The organism is Bacillus sp. FSL K6-6038, from assembly GCF_038050455.1.
In the GTDB taxonomy this organism is placed as follows: domain Bacteria; phylum Bacillota; class Bacilli; order Bacillales; family Bacillaceae_G; genus Bacillus_A; species Bacillus_A pseudomycoides.
Genome location: NZ_JBBOUH010000001.1, coordinates 3,984,856 through 4,002,809, shown reverse-complemented (window position 1 = coordinate 4,002,809; position 17,954 = coordinate 3,984,856). Strand labels below are relative to the sequence as shown.

19 protein-coding genes, 1 riboswitch and 1 other annotated feature are annotated in these 17,954 nt (G+C 37.3%); of the genes, 13 read left to right on the top strand and 6 right to left on the bottom strand.

Going from position 1 to position 17,954, the window contains the following annotated elements:
* The first annotated feature begins 417 nt into the window (after positions 1-417).
* Positions 418-2,760: a bifunctional 2',3'-cyclic-nucleotide 2'-phosphodiesterase/3'-nucleotidase gene (cpdB, locus tag NSQ40_RS21010; protein ID WP_097786608.1), complete on the top strand. Its 2,343-nt coding sequence runs from the start codon at positions 418-420 to the stop codon at positions 2,758-2,760.
* 74 nt (positions 2,761-2,834) lie between these two features.
* Here the strand turns inward: cpdB and nhaC are convergent, their stop codons facing one another.
* A complete protein-coding gene (gene nhaC / locus NSQ40_RS21005) occupies positions 2,835-4,208 on the bottom strand; it encodes a Na+/H+ antiporter NhaC (RefSeq protein WP_097786607.1) in 1,374 nt (457 codons plus the stop codon).
* A 257-nt stretch (positions 4,209-4,465) separates the two neighbouring features.
* Positions 4,466-4,687 (bottom strand) — a binding site (T-box leader).
* A gap of 144 nt (positions 4,688-4,831) precedes the next feature.
* Between nhaC and NSQ40_RS21000 the strand changes: the two genes are divergently transcribed.
* The 9 genes from NSQ40_RS21000 to NSQ40_RS20960 all read left to right on the top strand — a co-directional run bounded on the left by NSQ40_RS21000 (position 4,832) and on the right by NSQ40_RS20960 (position 12,324).
* Positions 4,832-5,188 carry a hypothetical protein gene (locus NSQ40_RS21000; protein ID WP_033797235.1) on the top strand — a complete coding sequence of 119 codons (357 nt, stop codon included), beginning with the start codon at positions 4,832-4,834 and terminating at the stop codon, positions 5,186-5,188.
* A gap of 122 nt (positions 5,189-5,310) precedes the next feature.
* Positions 5,311-6,699 carry an adenosylmethionine--8-amino-7-oxononanoate transaminase gene (gene bioA, locus NSQ40_RS20995; protein ID WP_033797236.1) on the top strand — a complete coding sequence of 463 codons (1,389 nt, stop codon included), beginning with the start codon at positions 5,311-5,313 and terminating at the stop codon, positions 6,697-6,699.
* Complete coding sequence (gene bioD, locus NSQ40_RS20990) at positions 6,699-7,427, top strand: dethiobiotin synthase (RefSeq protein WP_033797237.1); 729 nt, start codon at positions 6,699-6,701, stop codon at positions 7,425-7,427. The genes bioA and bioD overlap by 1 nt, the downstream gene beginning before the upstream one ends.
* A complete protein-coding gene (gene bioF / locus NSQ40_RS20985) occupies positions 7,393-8,574 on the top strand; it encodes an 8-amino-7-oxononanoate synthase (RefSeq protein ID WP_033796406.1) in 1,182 nt (393 codons plus the stop codon). The genes bioD and bioF overlap by 35 nt, the downstream gene beginning before the upstream one ends.
* A gap of 1 nt (position 8,575) precedes the next feature.
* On the top strand, positions 8,576-9,316 hold the full coding sequence (locus NSQ40_RS20980; protein ID WP_033797238.1) for an alpha/beta fold hydrolase: 741 nt from the start codon (positions 8,576-8,578) through the stop codon (positions 9,314-9,316).
* Positions 9,282-10,142 carry a malonyl-ACP O-methyltransferase BioC gene (gene bioC, locus NSQ40_RS20975; RefSeq protein ID WP_033796407.1) on the top strand — a complete coding sequence of 287 codons (861 nt, stop codon included), beginning with the start codon at positions 9,282-9,284 and terminating at the stop codon, positions 10,140-10,142. The genes NSQ40_RS20980 and bioC overlap by 35 nt, the downstream gene beginning before the upstream one ends.
* Positions 10,096-11,094, top strand: coding sequence for a biotin synthase BioB (gene bioB, locus NSQ40_RS20970; protein WP_018766115.1), 999 nt, complete (start codon positions 10,096-10,098; stop codon positions 11,092-11,094). The genes bioC and bioB overlap by 47 nt, the downstream gene beginning before the upstream one ends.
* Before the next feature lie 228 nt (positions 11,095-11,322).
* Positions 11,323-11,646 (top strand): GMC family oxidoreductase N-terminal domain-containing protein, encoded by a 324-nt coding sequence (locus NSQ40_RS20965; protein ID WP_033797239.1) that lies wholly within the window; start codon positions 11,323-11,325, stop codon positions 11,644-11,646.
* A gap of 357 nt (positions 11,647-12,003) precedes the next feature.
* The gene (locus NSQ40_RS20960; RefSeq protein ID WP_018766113.1) at positions 12,004-12,324 is read left to right on the top strand and encodes a hypothetical protein; all 321 of its coding nucleotides are present in this window, start codon (positions 12,004-12,006) and stop codon (positions 12,322-12,324) included.
* 32 nt (positions 12,325-12,356) lie between these two features.
* Here NSQ40_RS20960 and ribH read toward each other — a convergent pair whose 3' ends face one another.
* The 4 genes from ribH to ribD are packed head-to-tail and all read right to left on the bottom strand — an operon-like array spanning position 12,357 to position 15,795.
* Positions 12,357-12,818 (bottom strand): 6,7-dimethyl-8-ribityllumazine synthase, encoded by a 462-nt coding sequence (ribH, locus tag NSQ40_RS20955; protein ID WP_003208313.1) that lies wholly within the window; start codon positions 12,816-12,818, stop codon positions 12,357-12,359.
* 32 nt (positions 12,819-12,850) lie between these two features.
* Positions 12,851-14,044 carry a bifunctional 3,4-dihydroxy-2-butanone-4-phosphate synthase/GTP cyclohydrolase II gene (locus NSQ40_RS20950; RefSeq protein ID WP_003200088.1) on the bottom strand — a complete coding sequence of 398 codons (1,194 nt, stop codon included), beginning with the start codon at positions 14,042-14,044 and terminating at the stop codon, positions 12,851-12,853.
* A gap of 12 nt (positions 14,045-14,056) precedes the next feature.
* Positions 14,057-14,701 carry a riboflavin synthase gene (gene ribE, locus NSQ40_RS20945; protein ID WP_018780817.1) on the bottom strand — a complete coding sequence of 215 codons (645 nt, stop codon included), beginning with the start codon at positions 14,699-14,701 and terminating at the stop codon, positions 14,057-14,059.
* Positions 14,683-15,795, bottom strand: a complete 1,113-nt coding sequence (gene ribD, locus NSQ40_RS20940; protein WP_098101239.1) for a bifunctional diaminohydroxyphosphoribosylaminopyrimidine deaminase/5-amino-6-(5-phosphoribosylamino)uracil reductase RibD — start codon at positions 15,793-15,795, stop codon at positions 14,683-14,685. The genes ribE and ribD overlap by 19 nt, the downstream gene beginning before the upstream one ends.
* Before the next feature lie 308 nt (positions 15,796-16,103).
* Positions 16,104-16,247: riboswitch (FMN riboswitch) on the bottom strand.
* A 313-nt stretch (positions 16,248-16,560) separates the two neighbouring features.
* On the opposite strand from ribD, the gene crcB (NSQ40_RS20935) reads away from it, so the two are divergent.
* Complete coding sequence (gene crcB, locus NSQ40_RS20935) at positions 16,561-16,965, top strand: fluoride efflux transporter CrcB (RefSeq protein ID WP_003208320.1); 405 nt, start codon at positions 16,561-16,563, stop codon at positions 16,963-16,965.
* Positions 16,962-17,315, top strand: coding sequence for a fluoride efflux transporter CrcB (crcB, locus tag NSQ40_RS20930; protein ID WP_016116195.1), 354 nt, complete (start codon positions 16,962-16,964; stop codon positions 17,313-17,315). The genes crcB (NSQ40_RS20935) and crcB (NSQ40_RS20930) overlap by 4 nt, the downstream gene beginning before the upstream one ends.
* Positions 17,316-17,353: 38 nt before the next feature.
* Here the strand turns inward: crcB (NSQ40_RS20930) and NSQ40_RS20925 are convergent, their stop codons facing one another.
* The gene (locus tag NSQ40_RS20925) at positions 17,354-17,560 is read right to left on the bottom strand and encodes a CDGSH iron-sulfur domain-containing protein (RefSeq protein WP_003200081.1); all 207 of its coding nucleotides are present in this window, start codon (positions 17,558-17,560) and stop codon (positions 17,354-17,356) included.
* Positions 17,561-17,701: 141 nt separating this feature from the next.
* Here NSQ40_RS20925 and NSQ40_RS20920 point away from each other — a divergent pair, with 141 nt between their 5' ends.
* A complete protein-coding gene (locus tag NSQ40_RS20920; RefSeq protein ID WP_003200083.1) occupies positions 17,702-17,947 on the top strand; it encodes a DUF2552 family protein in 246 nt (81 codons plus the stop codon).
* Positions 17,948-17,954: the final 7 nt, after the last annotated feature.

Here is a 17,954-nt window from a genome sequence, read left to right as displayed (position 1 = left end):
TGTATAAGTAATGGAAGGTTATATTATATCTTTATGTAAAGTTTACAATAAATTTACATAAAATTTGTAGAAGTATGTCAAAAATTATTGACGATATGAAAGTATGTTCGATATGATAATGTCAGATAAGGTGAAACTTCCATCAGTGGGGGATTTTCTTCATCCCTTCACCTGATGGTTAGTTGAACCAATCGGGCTTTTACGGGCAGTTGATCCCCCATCTAACTTTTTTGCTTCTGCTAAATTTTGAGGTGAGGATCTTACTGCCCGCAAATAGCGGGATAAGTGAATAGGCGTCACTCTAATATTCTAATATAAGGAAATAAGAGAATGAAGGTAGAGAATACTTTATTAGAGTTTGATGAAAAGTTCATTTTATTTGTTTTTAAAGGGACAATTTAATAAGGGGGATTTTTTGTGAAGAAATCAAAGAAAGCGCTAGCAGGAGCGACGCTTGCATTAGGTGTTATCGCACCTCAAGTAATGCCAACTATTGCTCATGCAGAGGAACAAGCAGGAGAAAGTACAGTTAAATTACGAATCTTAGAAACTTCTGATATTCATGTTAACTTAATGAACTACGACTATTATCAAACGAAAACAGATAATAAAGTTGGTTTAGTTCAGACAGCAACTCTTGTAAATGAGGAACGTGCAAAAGCGAAAAACTCTGTACTATTTGATGATGGGGATGCTCTACAAGGGACGCCGCTTGGGGATTATGTGGCGCAAAAAGGTTTGGATGGAGACTATGTCCACCCGTTATATCGTTTAATGAATTTAATGAAGTATGACGTCATTTCTCTTGGAAACCATGAGTTTAACTATGGCTTGGATTACTTAAAGAAGGCGACTAGTAAAACGAAGTTCCCAGTTATTAACTCAAATGTGTATATAGACGATCATGATGATAATCCAGAGAACGATAAAAATTACTTTGAACCATACCATATTTTTGTAAAAGAGGTAGAAGATGAATCTGGTCAAAAGCAAAAAGTAAAAATCGGCGTAATGGGCTTTGTACCACCACAAGTTATGGGGTGGGATAAAGCGAATTTAGAAGGAAAAGTAAAAGCAAAAGATATTGTAGAAACAGCGAATAAAATGGTTCCGAAAATGAAGGATGAAGGTGCAGATATCATTGTTGCATTAGCGCACTCTGGTGTCGATAAAAGTGATTATAAACCTGGTAGGAAGGATGAGAATGCATCCTATTATTTAGCAACAGAAGTTCCTGGTATTGATGCAGTGTTAATGGGCCACTCACATACGGTAATAACGGACAATTATAAAGGTGTTCCAGTTGTAATGCCTGGTGTTTTCGGAAGTAATCTAGGTATCATTGATATGGAACTGAAAAAAGTAAACGGCAAGTGGGAAGTGCAAAAAGATAAATCGGTCCCAAGTGTTCGTCCGATTTCTGATAGTAAAGGAAATGCATTAGTAGAATCTGATAAGAATTTAGTTAATGAAATAAAAGACGATCATGAAGCAACGATTAAATATGTAAATACACCTGTCGGTAAAACAACAGCACCAATTAACAGTTATTTTTCACTTGTACAAGATGATCCGTCTGTACAGCTTGTAACGAATGCTCAAAAATGGTATGTAGAAAAGTTATTTGCAGAAAATGGACAATACAGTGAATATAAAGGAATCCCAGTCTTATCAGCAGGTGCACCTTTTAAAGCAGGCGGCCGAAATGGTGCAACTTATTATACTGATATTCCAGCAGGAACTTTAGCGATTAAAAACGTTGCTGATTTATATGTATATCCAAATACACTGTATGCTGTAAAAGTAAATGGTGCACAAGTAAAAGAATGGCTTGAAATGTCTGCAGGTCAGTTCAATCAAATTGATCCAGCTAAAGCAGAAGAACAGTCGTTAGTAAATGTGAACTACCCTACATATAACTTTGATATTTTAGATGGCGTAAAATACGAAATTGATGTGACACAACCAGCAAAATATGATAAAGATGGAAAAGTAGTAAATCCAAATGCGAATCGTATTGTGAACGTATCATATGATGGGAAACCAATCGCTTATGATCAAGAATTTATTGTTGCTACCAATAACTATCGTGGCAGCAGTCAAACATTCCCTGGTGTAAGTAAAGGTAAAGTTGTGTATCAATCTCAAGATGAAACGCGTCAAATCATTACGAAATATATGAAAGAAACACCTGTTATTAATCCAGCAGCAGATCAAAACTGGGCGTTTAAACCAATCGTTGCTGAAAAATTAAATACTACATTTGACTCTTCACCAAATGCGCAAAAATACATTGCGAAAGATGGGAAAATCTCTTATGTTGGTCCATCTGAAAATGAGTTTGCAAAATATGCAATTGATTTAACGAAAAAGAACGATGGAGATAAGCCGACACCGCCAACAACAGGTGAAGGAAACGGTGGGGATAAGCCAACAACACCGCCAACAACAGGTGAAGGAAATGATGGAGATAAACCAACAACACCGCCAACAACAGGTGAAGGAAATGATGGGGATAAGCCAACAACACCGCCAACGACAGATGAAGGAAACGGTGGGGATAAACCAACATCACCTACTGAAGGTGAAAATAAAGATACGAAAGAACCTACAAATGTAAGTGAAGATAAAGAAACAAACGAAGTAGAGCGTGATTTACCAAAAACGGGAGCGAGTGTCTTCTCTACAATTGGAGCGGGACTTGCGTTTGTTGGAGCAGGCGTGTTTATGTTATTTAGACGAAAAAAAGCAAATAGATAATAACGTTCGCAAATAGAGGAATAAAGAAAAAAGGGATTACCGATAGTGGTAATCCCTTTTTCTTTATATTTCATTTAAGAAACTGAAACAGTTTTTTCTTTTTTCCATGAAAGCCCGAATCCTGTGAATCCAACGATAATTGTAACGATTGGGCAAGCTAAGCAGAAGATTGAGTATGGAACATAATCAATTGTTGGAACGCTTAGTACGTTTGCTAAGAAGACGCCGCTTACGCCCCATGGTACAAGAGGATTAACAACTGTGCCTGCATCTTCTAGTACGCGTGATAAATTACGGCGTTCTAAACCGACTTCATCGTATTTGTTAGCAAATGCTTGTCCTGTTAAAACGATAGATAAGTATTGCTCACCAAGCAAGAAGTTAACTCCAATTGCTGTTGAAGCGGTAGAAATAATTAAACGAGTGCTTGTCTTAACGAAATTAGAAATAATGTTCATAAGCTGAGTAATAATGCCAATTCCTTGTAGTAACCCACCCATAGAAAGAGCAAGGAAAATAAGTGCAATTGACATAAGCATACTTTGTAATCCACCGCGTGATAATAAACTATCAATATCTTTTATGCCTGTCTTAGCAACATAGCCATCTTGCATAATTTTCATCAAATCAGCAAGTGATGTACCCGGCTTGAAAATAAAGAGAATGATAATACCAGCTACAATGCCAGCAAGTAAAGTTGGAACAGCCGGTACTTTTTTAAATGCGCATACGAATAGTAATAGAATCGGAATAAGTGTGACAATTGAAATGATTGTATTCTTTTCTAACGCATTTGTAAAAGTAGAGAAATCAACATTTCCTGAAGAACCACTTCCTAAAATGAAGAAAGCGATAAAGGCAATAATGAAAGCAGGAATTGTTGTCCAAAGCATGTTACGAATATGTTCAAATAGATCCACTCCTGTTACAGCAGGAGCTAAGTTTGTTGTATCTGATAAAGGAGACATCTTATCCCCGAAGAAAGCTCCAGAAACAATTGCACCAGCAATAAGTGCTGGATCGTATCCAAGAGCAGTACCCATTCCCATAAAAGCAAGTCCTACTGTCGCTGCTGTTGTAAATGCGCTGCCAATACTTGTTCCAACAATTGCACAAACAACAAAGACTGTTGGAATGAAAACCTTTGGAGATACAAGCCCGAAGCCGTATACCATTAATGTTGGAATTGTTCCAGCGGCAATCCAAACACTAATTAGAACACCAACAAGTAAAAAGATGAAAATGGATGGAATGCCAGCTGAAATGCTACTTATCATTCCTTTTTCCATAGTAGACCAAGGGATTTTTTTAATAAATCCAAATGCTAATAGTACGATAATGCCAAATAAAATTGGAATGTGTGGTGATGTTCCTAATTGAATAACGCTAAAGCCAATACAGAAAAAGATGAAAAATGTTAAAAGAATAGATTCAATTTTTGAAACCATTGTTTGCCCCTCCTAATAATCTAAAATAGTTCTTTTTTATATAAAATTCGCCAATATTGTATATTTCCTTCTAAAATTTGGAATTTTGCGACAAATTACCGGTAATTGTTTAGCATCATAAAAAAACGTCCCTGCATATAAATATGCAGGGACGAAAAGAATCGCGGTACCACCCTAGCTTGTGAAATGAACGTAGCACAAAATAAAGGGTCGTATAATATGCACCAACAGAAAATAAAAAACGCCCCTGCAGTATATGCAGGGACGAAAAAAATCGCGGTACCACCCTAAATTGTGAAACAGTTTCATTTCACCACTCTGTAGAAATAACGGTCCATAACCGTCTTTCACTACTCCAAACGTTTCGTAAAAGAAGCTCCAGGGGGTAATTCATAATTCGCTCTGTACTGGTTCGCACCGACCACCAGCTCTCTGAAATCAGAAAACGAAATACTACTAAATCCTATCATCGCCGATTCATATGATGTTAGTTAAATTTTTATCACATATCTATCACATATGTCAACATATATATTTATTATTTTTTTTAAGAAAATAACGAGAGAATGTTTTTTTTAGTTCTTATTTGTGCGTTATAATGAAAATAGAAAGGAGGGGAGTGAATGAAGAAAAAATTATTTCTTTTGACAACCTTACTTGTTCTTGGTGGAGGTGCTGGAATTTATACAGTATTTGCGGCATCACCAGATCAACCGAAATTAAAGGTTGAGCAAAAAGTAGAAACAAAGGAATTAGAGAAAGTCAAAGAAGAAAAGAATAGAGAGAAAACAGCTGCTAAATTAGGTGTTTCTCTTGAAGGGAAAACAGAAAAAGAAATTCAAAAAGAGTTAAATGCAGCAAGGTTTGAAAAGCGTCATGAGCTGCTTATAGAACATGCAAAAAAACTTGGAATTGATACTGAAGGGAAAAAAGACGAAGAGATTATTTTGGAAATCGGAAAGATTCAGCATGGAAAATAAAACGACTTATCTTATGATAAGTCGTTCTTTTTTAAGAACATTTACCTTTTAAAATAATTGACAGTATTTTAGTTTTAATGTTAACTATATTTATATAAAAGTTAACATTAGGGGTGGCAATTGTGACTGTTAGTAGCAATACAAGTAAAAGAACAACCTATACATATGAAGAGTTGGCTGAGAAAAATAAAGCATACGTATGGCATCCATTTACGCAAATGAAGGACTATTTAGCGGAAGAGCCAGTTATTATTGAGCGAGGAGAAGGCCGTAAATTATATGACGTAAATGGAAATGGTTATTGGGATGGCGTTTCATCCATTTGGCTTAATGTTCATGGACATCATGTTCCTGAATTAGATAATGCAATTCGTGAACAATTAAATAAAGTCGCGCATTCGACTATGCTAGGACTTGCAAATGTGCCATCGATTTTACTTGCAGAAAAGATCATTGAAGTTGTTCCGGAAGGTTTGAAAAAAGTATTCTATTCAGATTCTGGTTCTACAGCTGTTGAAATTGCAATTAAGATGGCTTTTCAATATTGGCAGCATAAAGGAAAACCTAAAAAACAAAAGTTTATTACATTAAAAGAAGCATATCATGGAGATACAATTGGAGCTGTTTCAGTAGGAGCGATTGACTTGTTTCACCAAGTGTACAGTTCGCTCTTATTTGAAGCAATAAAAATGCCATATCCATATACATATCGTTCTCCTTATGGGGATGACAAAGAACAAATTGTTCAAAAACATTTGGAAGAAATGGAAGAGTTATTAAAAGAAAAACATGATGAGATTGCAGCGATTATTGTAGAGCCGTTAATGCAAGGTGCAGGCGGTATGATTACAATGCCAAAAGGATATTTAAAAGGTCTTCGAGATCTTTGTACAACATATAATGTTTTATTTATTACAGATGAGGTGGCAACGGGATTTGGTCGTACTGGAAAAATGTTTGCTTGTGAACATGAAAATGTTACACCGGATATTTTAACAGCTGGAAAAGGCTTAACCGGTGGGTATTTACCGGTAGCTATTACTGTGACAACAGATGAAATTTATGATGCTTTTTTAGGTAGCTATGAAGAGCAGAAAACATTTTTCCATGGTCATAGTTATACCGGCAATCCATTAGGTTGCGCAGTTGCAATTGCTAATTTAGAACTTTATGAAAAAACAAATCTAGTAAAAGATGTTGCATACAAAGCAGAATATGTAGGGAAACAATTGGAAGCACTTTATGAATACAAACATGTTGGAGATATTCGTCAGTGTGGATTGATGGTAGGAATTGAACTTGTGAAAAATAAAGAAACGAAAGAGCCGTTTGAGTGGACGGAGCGAGTAGGCGTGGAAGTGTGTAAGCGATCAAGAGAACTAGGAATGATTTTACGTCCGCTTGGTAATACCATTGTATTTATGCCACCGTTAGCATCTCAAGTAGATGAGATTGATGAAATGCTGCACATTTTATATCAAGCAATTGCAGATGTTACGGAGGGAGAATAATGGGTGGCTTTTTTATAACGGCAACGGATACGGAAGTGGGAAAAACAGTTGTTACAGGTGCATTAGCAGGAGTGTTTAGAAATCGCGGGTATAACGTAGGGATATATAAACCATTGCAAAGCGGGCACATCGCTTCGAATCCAGAAGGGGATGCAGTTAGATTGAAAATGACATCAGGAGTAATGACAGAGGCTGATCGCATTTGTCCTTATTCTATTGAAGAACCTCTCGCGCCAAGATTGGCAATGCGGCGAGCAGGAAGAACTGTGACACTAGCACAAATTACGGCTCATTATAATGAGTTAATGACAGAATTTGATAGTTTGCTTGTAGAAGGTGCAGGTGGTCTTGCAGTCCCATATACAGAAGATGCTTTAGTGGTTGATTTTGCAAAGGAATTGAAATTACCACTTATTATTGTCGCGCGTCCGGCGTTAGGTACTGTGAATCATACCGTTTTAACGATTTCGTATGCGAAAGCTCATGGTTTAACAGTTGCGGGTGTTATTTTATCCGGCTGTAAGGAATGTGAGAAGGAACGTGTGCAAGAGAATAAAGAAATGATTGAGGAGTTAAGTGGTATTCCGGTTTTGGGTTTACTACCAGAGCTTCAAGAAGGGTTTACGCGTGAAGAACTATTGAGAGCAGCAGAAGAGAATATTACGATTTCAAATTTAGAGGAGTTCGTCAAACATGGATCAAACGTGGAATCTACACTTTCACTCTAGTTTAAATCGTTTGAAAGAGAAATCACAATATCGACATGTAGTTATGACTGAGCAAGCTGAAGAACCATGGCTTATTAGGAATGGAAAACGTATGTTAAATTTAGCTTCGAATAACTATCTAGGCTTGGCGGGAGATAGACGATTAAAAGAAGCGTCTATTGTAGCGACAAAGGAATATGGAGTAGGAGCGACAGCATCACGACTTGTTGTAGGAAATTATGCACTATATGAAGAGGTCGAACAGAGTGTTTGTGATTGGAAAGAAACTGAAAAAGCAATCATTGTGAACAGTGGATATTCAGCAAATGTCGGGGCAATCTCTTCCTTAGTTGGGCGTCACGACATTGTTTTTAGCGATAAGTTAAATCATGCCAGCATTGTTGATGGGATTATGCTTAGCGGTGCAGAACATAAAAGATATCGACATAATGATTTAGAATATTTGGAAAGATTGTTGCGGATGGCACCTGTCGCAAAGCGAAAGTTAATCGTAACAGACACGGTTTTTAGCATGGATGGAGATGTTGCGCATCTAAAAGAGTTGATTATGCTGAAAGAAAAATATGGAGCATTATTGATGGTTGATGAGGCGCATGCAGGTGGAATATATGGAAAGCATGGTGCTGGTTTAGCGCATGTAGAGCAGGGAATTTCTGAAGGAATCGACATTCATATGGGAACGTTTAGTAAAGCGCTAGGGTGTTATGGAGCTTATTTAGCAGGTGATGCAATTTGTATCGATTATATGAAAAACACGATGAGAAGCTTCATTTTCACAACAGCATTACCGCCAGGGACACTTGGCGCAATGAAACGTGCAATTGAAATTGTGAAGGAAGATGAAGGAAGACGGCAGCGGCTCTTAGAAAATGGAGCTTATTTCCGCAATGCTTTAGAAGAAGTTGGTTTCAATATTGGTGATAGTTCAACACATATAGTACCAATTATTGTGGCGTCGAATGAAGCTACGCTACATTTTAGTGAAAAACTGCAGGAGGCAGGAATTGCTGCAATTGCTATCAGGCCACCAACTGTTCCATATAATAGTTCGCGAATCCGATTCGCAGTTACATCTGAACATACAAAAGCTGACTTACAATGGGCTATTGAGCAAATCATTCGAATTGGTAAAGAAGAGGGGGAATGAGATGAAACAGCCTGAGCTTATTTTCATTCCTGGATGGGGGATGGAAAAACAAGTATGGGATCCATTACTTCCATATTTTCAGGAATATTCTGTCTGGCATGTTGAATGGCGTGGTGTAAAAGAACTTAGTGAGTTTGCAGAACGAGTAGCAGAAGCTGCAAGAGGGCAGGATGTGATTTTGATTGGATGGTCACTTGGTGCATTAGCTGCCCTTCAAGCATGTGATAGAGTGTGGGTAAAAGGGATGATTTTAATAGGTGGTACAGCAAAGTTTACAGTGGATGAAAATTACGAGAGTGGATGGAAACTTCCTTTTGTAGAGCGGATGAAAAGAAGTTTAGTGAAGCGAAAGGACCACACATTGGAGCGTTTCTATAAAAGTATGTTTACAAAACAAGAGATAAAAGATAGTGAACAATTTGAAGACATTGCAGAACGTTTTCAAGGTGATTTCATTGAATCTTTACAGCTGGGACTTGATTATTTAATAGAGATGGATATGAGAAGTCAGTTAAAGCATGTAAAGATGCCGGTATTACTTCTTCATGGAGAACAGGATGCGATATGTCCACTATCTGCTGCTCGCTATATACAAGAAAATACGAATGGGGCGCTTAAAGTAATAAATGGAGCTGGGCATGCACTTTGTGTAACTGATTCCGAATATTGCGCAAATGAAATCATCCAGTTTGTAGAGGGGATACAAAATGATCAACAAAACGTTATTACAAAAACGATTTAATGGGGCAGCTGTATCCTATGATCAATATGCAAGTGTACAAAAAAAGATGGCGCAACAATTAATTTCTATAATGAAAAAACACTATCACAAGATGTCGTCCATCCGTATTTTAGAACTCGGATGTGGCACAGGCTATTTGACTGAGCAATTAGCTGTTTCCTTTCCAAATGCAGCAATTACTGCAATTGATTTTGCTGAAAGTATGATTGCTGTTGCGAAAACGAGAAATCACGTGGAATCTGTGACATTTCGGTGTGAAGATATTGAACATCTTACATTAAGTGAGTCATTTGATGTCATTATTTCAAGTGCAACATTTCAATGGCTAAACGATTTGCAAACAACGGTGAAACGTTTATATCATCATCATTTATTTGAGGATGGCTTGTTGTTATTTTCAACATTTGGAGAGCAAACATTTCAAGAACTTCATACGGCATTTCAAAGTGCTAAAGAAGAAAGAAATATGCAAAATGATGCATCTGTTGGACAACATTTTTTAACGAGAGAACAGCTGCAAGATGTATGTGAAAGTGTAACAGGGGATGTTCATGTTTCTGAAACATGTTACATAGAGAAGTTTGCTACAGTTCGTGAGTTTCTGCAATCGATTCGGAAAGTAGGCGCGACGAATAGCAATGCAGAATCTTACTGTCAAAGCCCGTCTATCTTTCGAACTATGCTCCGCATATACGAAAAAGATTTCACGGAAGAAGGGCAAATTGTAGCAACGTACCATGCTTTATTTGCGTATATTGAAAAAGAGGGGAAGAGAAGAAATGAAACAAGTACAAACAAAAGTAGATTGGAAGCAAATTGCATCTGAAGTAGTAGAGGGCAGAAGTATAACGAAAGAAGAAGCGATAGCTATTTTAGAAGCAGATGATACAGAAGTATTAGAGATTATGAATGCAGCTTATATCATACGTCATCATCATTTTGGTAAAAAAGTAAAATTAAATATGATTATTAATACGAAGTCTGGATTATGCCCAGAAGATTGTGGGTATTGCTCACAGTCTATCGTTTCAGAGGCACCAATCGATAAGTATGCATGGTTAACACAGGAAAAAATTATTGAAGGTGCACACGAAGCAATTCGCCGTAAAGCGGGTACATACTGTATTGTTGCATCTGGTCGTCGTCCAACTGATAAAGAAGTAAATCATGTTATCGGTGCAGTGAAAGAAATCCGTGAAACAACGGATTTGAAAATTTGCTGCTGCTTAGGTTTTTTAAATGAGGATCAAGCAGGACGCTTAGCAGAAGCAGGTGTTCACCGTTATAACCATAACTTAAATACACATGCAAACAATTATGATAGCATTTGCTCAACACATACGTATGATGATCGTGTAGATACAGTAGAAAAAGCAAAGCAAGCGGGTATTTCCCCATGTTCTGGTGCGATTTTTGGAATGGGGGAAACGAAAGAGCAGCGCGTTGAAATTGCGCTTGAATTACAACGTATAGATGCGGATTCTATTCCATGTAACTTCCTTGTTGCTGTAAAGGGAACACCGCTTGAAGGACAGAAAGAATTAACACCAGTAGAATGTTTAAAAGTACTAGCGATGATGCGATTTGTCAATCCATCAAAAGAAATTCGAATTTCCGGTGGCCGCGAAATTAATTTGCGCTCTGTGCAGCCGCTTGGCTTATTCGCAGCAAATTCAATCTTTGTTGGTGATTATTTAACAACAGAGGGGCAAGAGCCAACAGCAGATTGGAATATGATTGAAGATTTAGGGTTTGAGATTGAGGAATGTGCATTATAAAAATGTGAGGACAAAGTTCCTTTTGTAGGGCTATAGCTATCGAGTAAAGAATAGATAAAGCAGCCATCCCTTCATGGAGACTCCATGAAAGGATGGCTGTTTCTAATTGTAAAATACAATATTTTCCTTTGTGTACAAGTATCCTTTTCACTAACGAATAACATATATGGAAAATAAAGAAATGGAGGTTGGAATAAAAAAGTAAATGAAAAATATTTCGATTATATTGTGATTGGTGCTGGAACTGCTGGAGGGGTAATTGCTAAAGAATTGACAGATGATAAATGTACTTCCGTGCTAGTTCTTGAAGCAGGGACAAATATGACGAATCAATTAAGTAATCCTTCTGTGGTGAATGCACTTACCTTAGCTACTGATAATAAGTTCTCATTTAATATTTTGTCTAAAATAGAGCAAGTAATTGGGCGGCAACTTAGATTGCCAGATGGTAATCCTTCTATGCCTGCACAGATAATCGCTTTAAATGCAGTGCGATTTATTCAAGAAGATTTTTGCCCATATAGTATGGATGACAGTGATCTTGAATGTTAGGAAGATTAATAATTAAATGTTAAAAAAGTCGTTTTTTCTTGTGAACGTTTTCTATTACTTCGTCTTAATTAAGCAATAATTGTGAAATATTAACATTAGCTTTCTTAGAAATTTAGCTTATTTCAACACCGTTCAAGTTTTGAACGATGTTACTTAATTAAGCGATGAATAAAAATTGATTGTAGCTTTATGAATGTAGTCTTTCGTGAAATTTTATTGTAAATAAAATGTAATAAAGTACCTCTAGTCCTTCAGATAAGTAGCTTTTTAGTAAAAAATTTAATTGTGTGGGCGAATTTTCCACCCTGTAATTGTACATAGTAAAGGTGTAATTTATTTCGGGTTGGAGGATTTCACATGCACAAATATATACTAGCTATTATGACCTTTCTTATTTTATTAAAGGCAATAAGCACCGATCCTGTTAAGGCAGCTGAAAATCCGGAACAGAAAGAAATGCAGCAAAGAATCGAACAGCATTTTCGAACAAAAGCTGAGCATTTTGGTATTGAAACTGAAGGGAAGGATCTAAAAGAAGTAAGAAAAGAGCTACATATTGTAGAGGAAGAAAAGAAGCGAGAAAATGTCTGGAAAACAGCTCAAAATCTTCGTATTAAGACAGAAGGAAAAACGATGGCTGAATTGATAAAAGATGTGCGGAAAAAAGTGGGAAAATAAATAGAAGAAAAAAGAGGCGAAAGCCTCTTTTTTTATGCCCATTGTTTTGATAAATGAGCCATTTCAATCGCAGCAACTGCAGATTCATATCCTTTGTTGCCAGCTTTTGTACCAGCACGTTCAATTGCTTGTTCAATTGTTTCAGTCGTTAATACGCCGAAAATAACTGGGGTGTCTGTTTGTAATGATAAAGAGGCAACACCTTTTGCAACTTCATTACAAACATAATCATAATGAGTTGTAGCACCGCGAATGACTGTACCTAGTGTAATGACAGCATCGTATTTGCCGCTGTTTGCCATTTTCTTTGCGATTAATGGGATTTCAAATGCGCCTGGAACCCATGCAACATCAATATCATTTTCTTCTACACCATGTCGTTTTAAACCGTCTAGTGCACCGCCTAGTAGTTTGCTCGTAATAAATTCATTGAAACGTCCAACAACAATCCCTACTTTTAATCCTGTACCAACTAAATGACCTTCGAATACCATAATATATCTCTCCTTTAATTATAATTAATAGATTATAAGTTTAATAGGTGACCTAATTTTTCTACCTTTGTTTGTAAATATGTTTTGTTTTCTTCTTTTGTTGGCATTTGCAATGGTACGCGTTCGACAACTTCTAAATCATAACCTTGCAAACCTGCGATTTTTCTTGGATTATTCGTTAATAAACGCAATTGCTGTAACCCTAGATCTTTTAAGATTTGGGCACCAATGCCGTAATCGCGAAGATCGGCAGGAAATCCTAGTTTTTCATTTGCCTCAACAGTATCTAATCCTTCTTCTTGTAATTTGTATGCACGGAGCTTATTCAGCAAGCCAATCCCGCGGCCTTCTTGGCGCATATAAAGAAGAATACCTTTTTCTTCTCGTTCAATGTGAGAAAGAGCAGCATGAAGCTGTGGACCACAGTCACAGCGGCATGAACCGAAAACATCGCCAGTTAAACATTCAGAATGCACACGAACGAGAACAGGTTCACCAGTAGAAATGTCTCCTTTTACGAGAGCGATATGTTCTTTCTGATCCAATGAGTTGGAATAACCGATTGCATGAAATGTACCGAAATCTGTCGGTAATGTAATTTCAATCTCCCTTGTTACGAGCGTTTCATGATGGCGGCGATAGGCGATTAAATCTTCAATCGTAATCATTTTTATATTAAATTGTTTTGCAACTTGTACTAAATCAGGAACACGTGCCATCGTGCCGTCTTCATTTATAATTTCACAAATAACTCCGGCTGGTTCTGCGCCACATAATTTTGCTAAATCAACAGCTGCCTCTGTATGCCCAGTGCGGCGCAGGACTCCACCTTCTTTGGCGATTAAAGGAAAGATATGACCCGGACGATTAAAATCTGTTCCTTTTGAATCCGGATTTAATAATTCGCGCACAGTCGTTGCACGTTCGTAAGCACTAATACCTGTTGTTGTAGAAATATGGTCAACGCTTACTGTAAACGCAGTATGATGAGAATCTGTATTATGAGAAACCATAGGCTCTAACTGTAAGCGTTCCGCATATTGTTCTGTAATCGGTACACAGACAAGGCCACGGCCATGTGTAATCATAAAATTAATTGTTTCTGGTGTAATGTTCTCTGCTAAAGCGATGAAATCTCCTTCGTTTTCTCGGCTTTCATCATCACATACGATGACGACTTTTCCTTGTTTTAAATCTTCTAGTGCTTCTTCAATACGATGAAACATTGTGCTTCCTCCTTATAGAAATCCGTTTTCTTGTAAAAAGCTTTCTGTAACTGAAGTGCTTCGCTTTGTTGGCTTTGAAATAAAACGTTCGATATATTTTCCAATCATGTCACATTCAATATTCACAATATCTCCCGCCGCTTTTTTACCAATGATAGATTCGCTTACGGTATGTGGAATGAGCGAGATTGTAATGGAAGATTCATCTATATCAAATATTGTTAAACTTGTGCCATCAACAGCAATGGACCCTTTTTGTAAACAATAACGGAGTAAATCATCTGGAATTCCAATTTTGTAATATATAGCATTGTAGTGCTGTTTTTTATTTAAAATGGTTCCAATTCCATCGATATGCCCTGTGACGAAATGTCCACCAAAGCGTCCGTTTGCAGCCATTGCTCGTTCTAAATTTACTTTAGAGCTGGTGTCGAGCATACGTAATGATGTCGCTCGCACCGTTTCAGGCATCGCATCAACAGTAAAAGAAGACGCTGTAAAAGAAGTGACGGTTAAACAGATCCCATTTACAGCAATACTGTCTCCTAGTTTTACGTCTGACAAGATTGTGTTTGCTGTAATTGTTAGCTTCATCGCTTCTCCGCTTTGCCTGATATTCGAAACAGTTCCAAGTTCTTCTACAATTCCTGTAAACATGCAGGCACCTCATTTCGCACACTAGCAACGATTTTTATATCATCACCAATTTGTTTCATCTCTTGAATTTGCAAGGAGATTGCATCTTGCAGTTTTATAAAGCCGGTGCCACCAAACATAGTTGGAGCATCTTTTCCGCCGATTAATTTTGAACTTATATAGGTCACAATTTCATTGAAACACTTTGTTTCTAAAAAGCTCGCGTGTACCGATTGTCCACCTTCAACAAAGAGTGAAAGGATTTGTTTCTCACCGAGAAGGAGGAGAAGGTCGCGTATTTCAATTTGGCTCGTCTTCATTTGAAGTACAGATACCGCCTGAGATTCGTAGCCCGCTATTTTTTCTTTATTTACATCTTTTCCAACAATAATCCATGTTGGTGCCATCTCGTCTGTAATGACATGAGAGGATAGCGGAGTTCGTAAATGTGTATCTAAAATAATACGAATCGGATGCTTGCCGCCGTTTGGAAGGCGTGTTGTTAAAGATGGATTATCAGCTATGACAGTATTCACTCCGATAAGGATGGCATCGTGCGTATGACGATATTGATGGACATCTGTACGAGCAACTTCACCTGTAATCCATTTGCTTTCCCCGGTAGTAGTTGCTATTTTTCCATCTAAACTCATCGCTGTTTTTATTGTTACAAACGGCAGTTTCGTTTTCATATAGTGGAAAAAGTACCGGTTTAATGCGGTGGCCTCTTCTTCGAGAACACTAGTAGTTACGCTAATACCAGCTTTTTGCAAACGTTTTGCACCGCTACCTGAAACGAGCGGATTGCAATCAAGTGTGGCAATTACAACACGTTTCACCTTTTTTTCAATAAGTAGATCGCAGCACGGTGGAGTTTTTCCAAAGTGACTACACGGCTCTAACGTTACATATACAGTGGAGCCGTTTGCTTTATCACCGGCCATGCGAAGAGCGTGAACTTCAGCGTGTTCTTCGCATGCACGCAGATGCGCTCCCATTCCAACGATGTTTCCATCTTTTACAACAACAGCACCGACCATTGGATTTGGACTTGTTTGACCTGCAGTACTTTGTGCTAATTGCAAGGCAATCCTCATATATTCTTGGTCTGTCATTCTTTTCACCTCTCCTAAGAAAAATCAAAAAACCCCAAGGATAATAGTATCCTTGGGGTTTGGGAGACGTGATTTCTAGTAATATAGTTCGAATACGAGAGTATAGGAAAGAAGCCTAACGATAATTGATATTTTTGCATGAGAAAAAAGCCTAGCAAACTATCAATTTTTTATACGCTAGTCGTATCTTTTTATTTCAGCATAGAAAAAAAGGTATATGAAATAAAACATATACAGTGATTCAAAACGAATCAGTAAAAATGTGTACGCCAAAATAAAAGTGTATTCGCTATATAAGCACTAGAAAACATATCCTTCTCCCATCCAGACTATACTGTCGGCCCTAGAATTTCACTAGATCCACCGTTTCCGAGTTGGAAACGGGTCACGGACTTAGAAGTGTGCACTTCATCACCGCCGGTTGGGAATTTCACCCGACCCCGAAGGATGCTGTTTGCTCACATTATAGCACAAAAAAGAAAAAGGGATAGTAAAAAATATTCGAATGTGAAGAATTGTATGAAAATGAAGGGGGAAATTAATTTTGTTATACTATATAAATACAAATTGAAAACTTGATAGAAAACCTTTTCTTTTTAGGGGAGGAGAGAGAGTCCGAGGCGGTTCACCCCATGCCATGTTAAACAAAAGGAGAAAATAAATGGAGGTCTGCTTTTGTTTTCATAGCCGCGACTTAAATGTTGGAGAATCAAAATGTATATATAGTATGGGAAAGATTTCAGTATATGTAAACGAGGTGGAAATATGAAATATATTGCAGTAGGAATCGGTGGTATTGTTGGAGCTTTAGCACGATACGAATTAGGACAATGGGCTGGTATTCATTCAGTCGATTCTTTTCCGCTGGCAACATGGTCAGCGAATATGATTGGTAGTTTTTTATTGGCATTTTTAACGATGTATTTGTTTCGTATGAAACATGTTTCACAAGTGATAATGAGTAGCATTGGAACAGGAATGATTGGTTCTTTTACCACTTTTTCAACATTTAACGTAGAGACGTTGAAATTCATGCAGCATGAAGCGTTTCTTATGGCCTTTTATTATGTAAGTACAAGTGTAGTTGGAGGATTGCTCTTTTCTTTATTTGGATTTTATCTTGGAAATGCATTATATGAAAAAAGCATGAAGAAAGAAGGAGCACTATGAATATATTGCTTGTAGGAATCGGTGGTTTTTTTGGAGCAATTGCTAGATTTTCTATTAGTAATGCAATGAAAGAAAAGTACGGAAGCTTGTTTCCATATGGAACACTATTTGTAAATATATTAGGCTCATTTTTACTAGGTCTATTGTATGGAGCTGAGGTGAGTAGTACATGGCTATTATTATGCGGAACAGGATTTATGGGAGCATTTACTACTTTTTCAACATTTAAGCTTGAAATTGTTCAATTGATACATAAGCGAGAAGGACAAAAGGCTGTATTGTATTTAATAATGAGTTATATGCTAGGCATTTTTTCAGCATTTTTAGGTTTTTATATAGGGCATATATAAGAAGCGCGCGCAAGTCATTGCGCGTGCTTCTTATATCATTATTCTCCCTTTGGTGCTCGAACGACAGATTCAAATATGCCTTTATGCGAAGCGTCGCAATAAGGCATATTTTTTGATAAGCCACAGCGACATAAAGAAAATGCAGGTTTTGCCGGGAAAGCATTCCCTTGTGAGTCGATTAATTCCACATCCCCTGTAATGCGAAATGAACCATTATCATTTACTTTAATTTGAACTTTTGCCAACGTTATTCCCCTCCTCTCAAACGCTTATGTTCATCATATAATTGTAGGAAGCACTTGACAATAAGAAAACAGTTCTTTGTGTGTAGGGGCAGAGAATGTTATAATAACGTTTATAACTGAAATACAGTAAGGTGACGAAACATGAATAAACAATTACGTACATTACAAAATATTGCAAATGAGCGCACTTGGGCATCGTTTTTAAATGATAATCATCCATATAGCTTACTTCATTGGTCGATTGCAGGTGTGGGACAAGAAGCAAAAGATGTGTGGCTTTTGCAAGATGAGGTAACATTTCAAACGACAGAATTTCAAACGCTTGATGAAGCGGTAAAATGGATTTCTGAAAATATGGAACAAGTTACAGATGTTTTAGCGCAGTAATATGAAA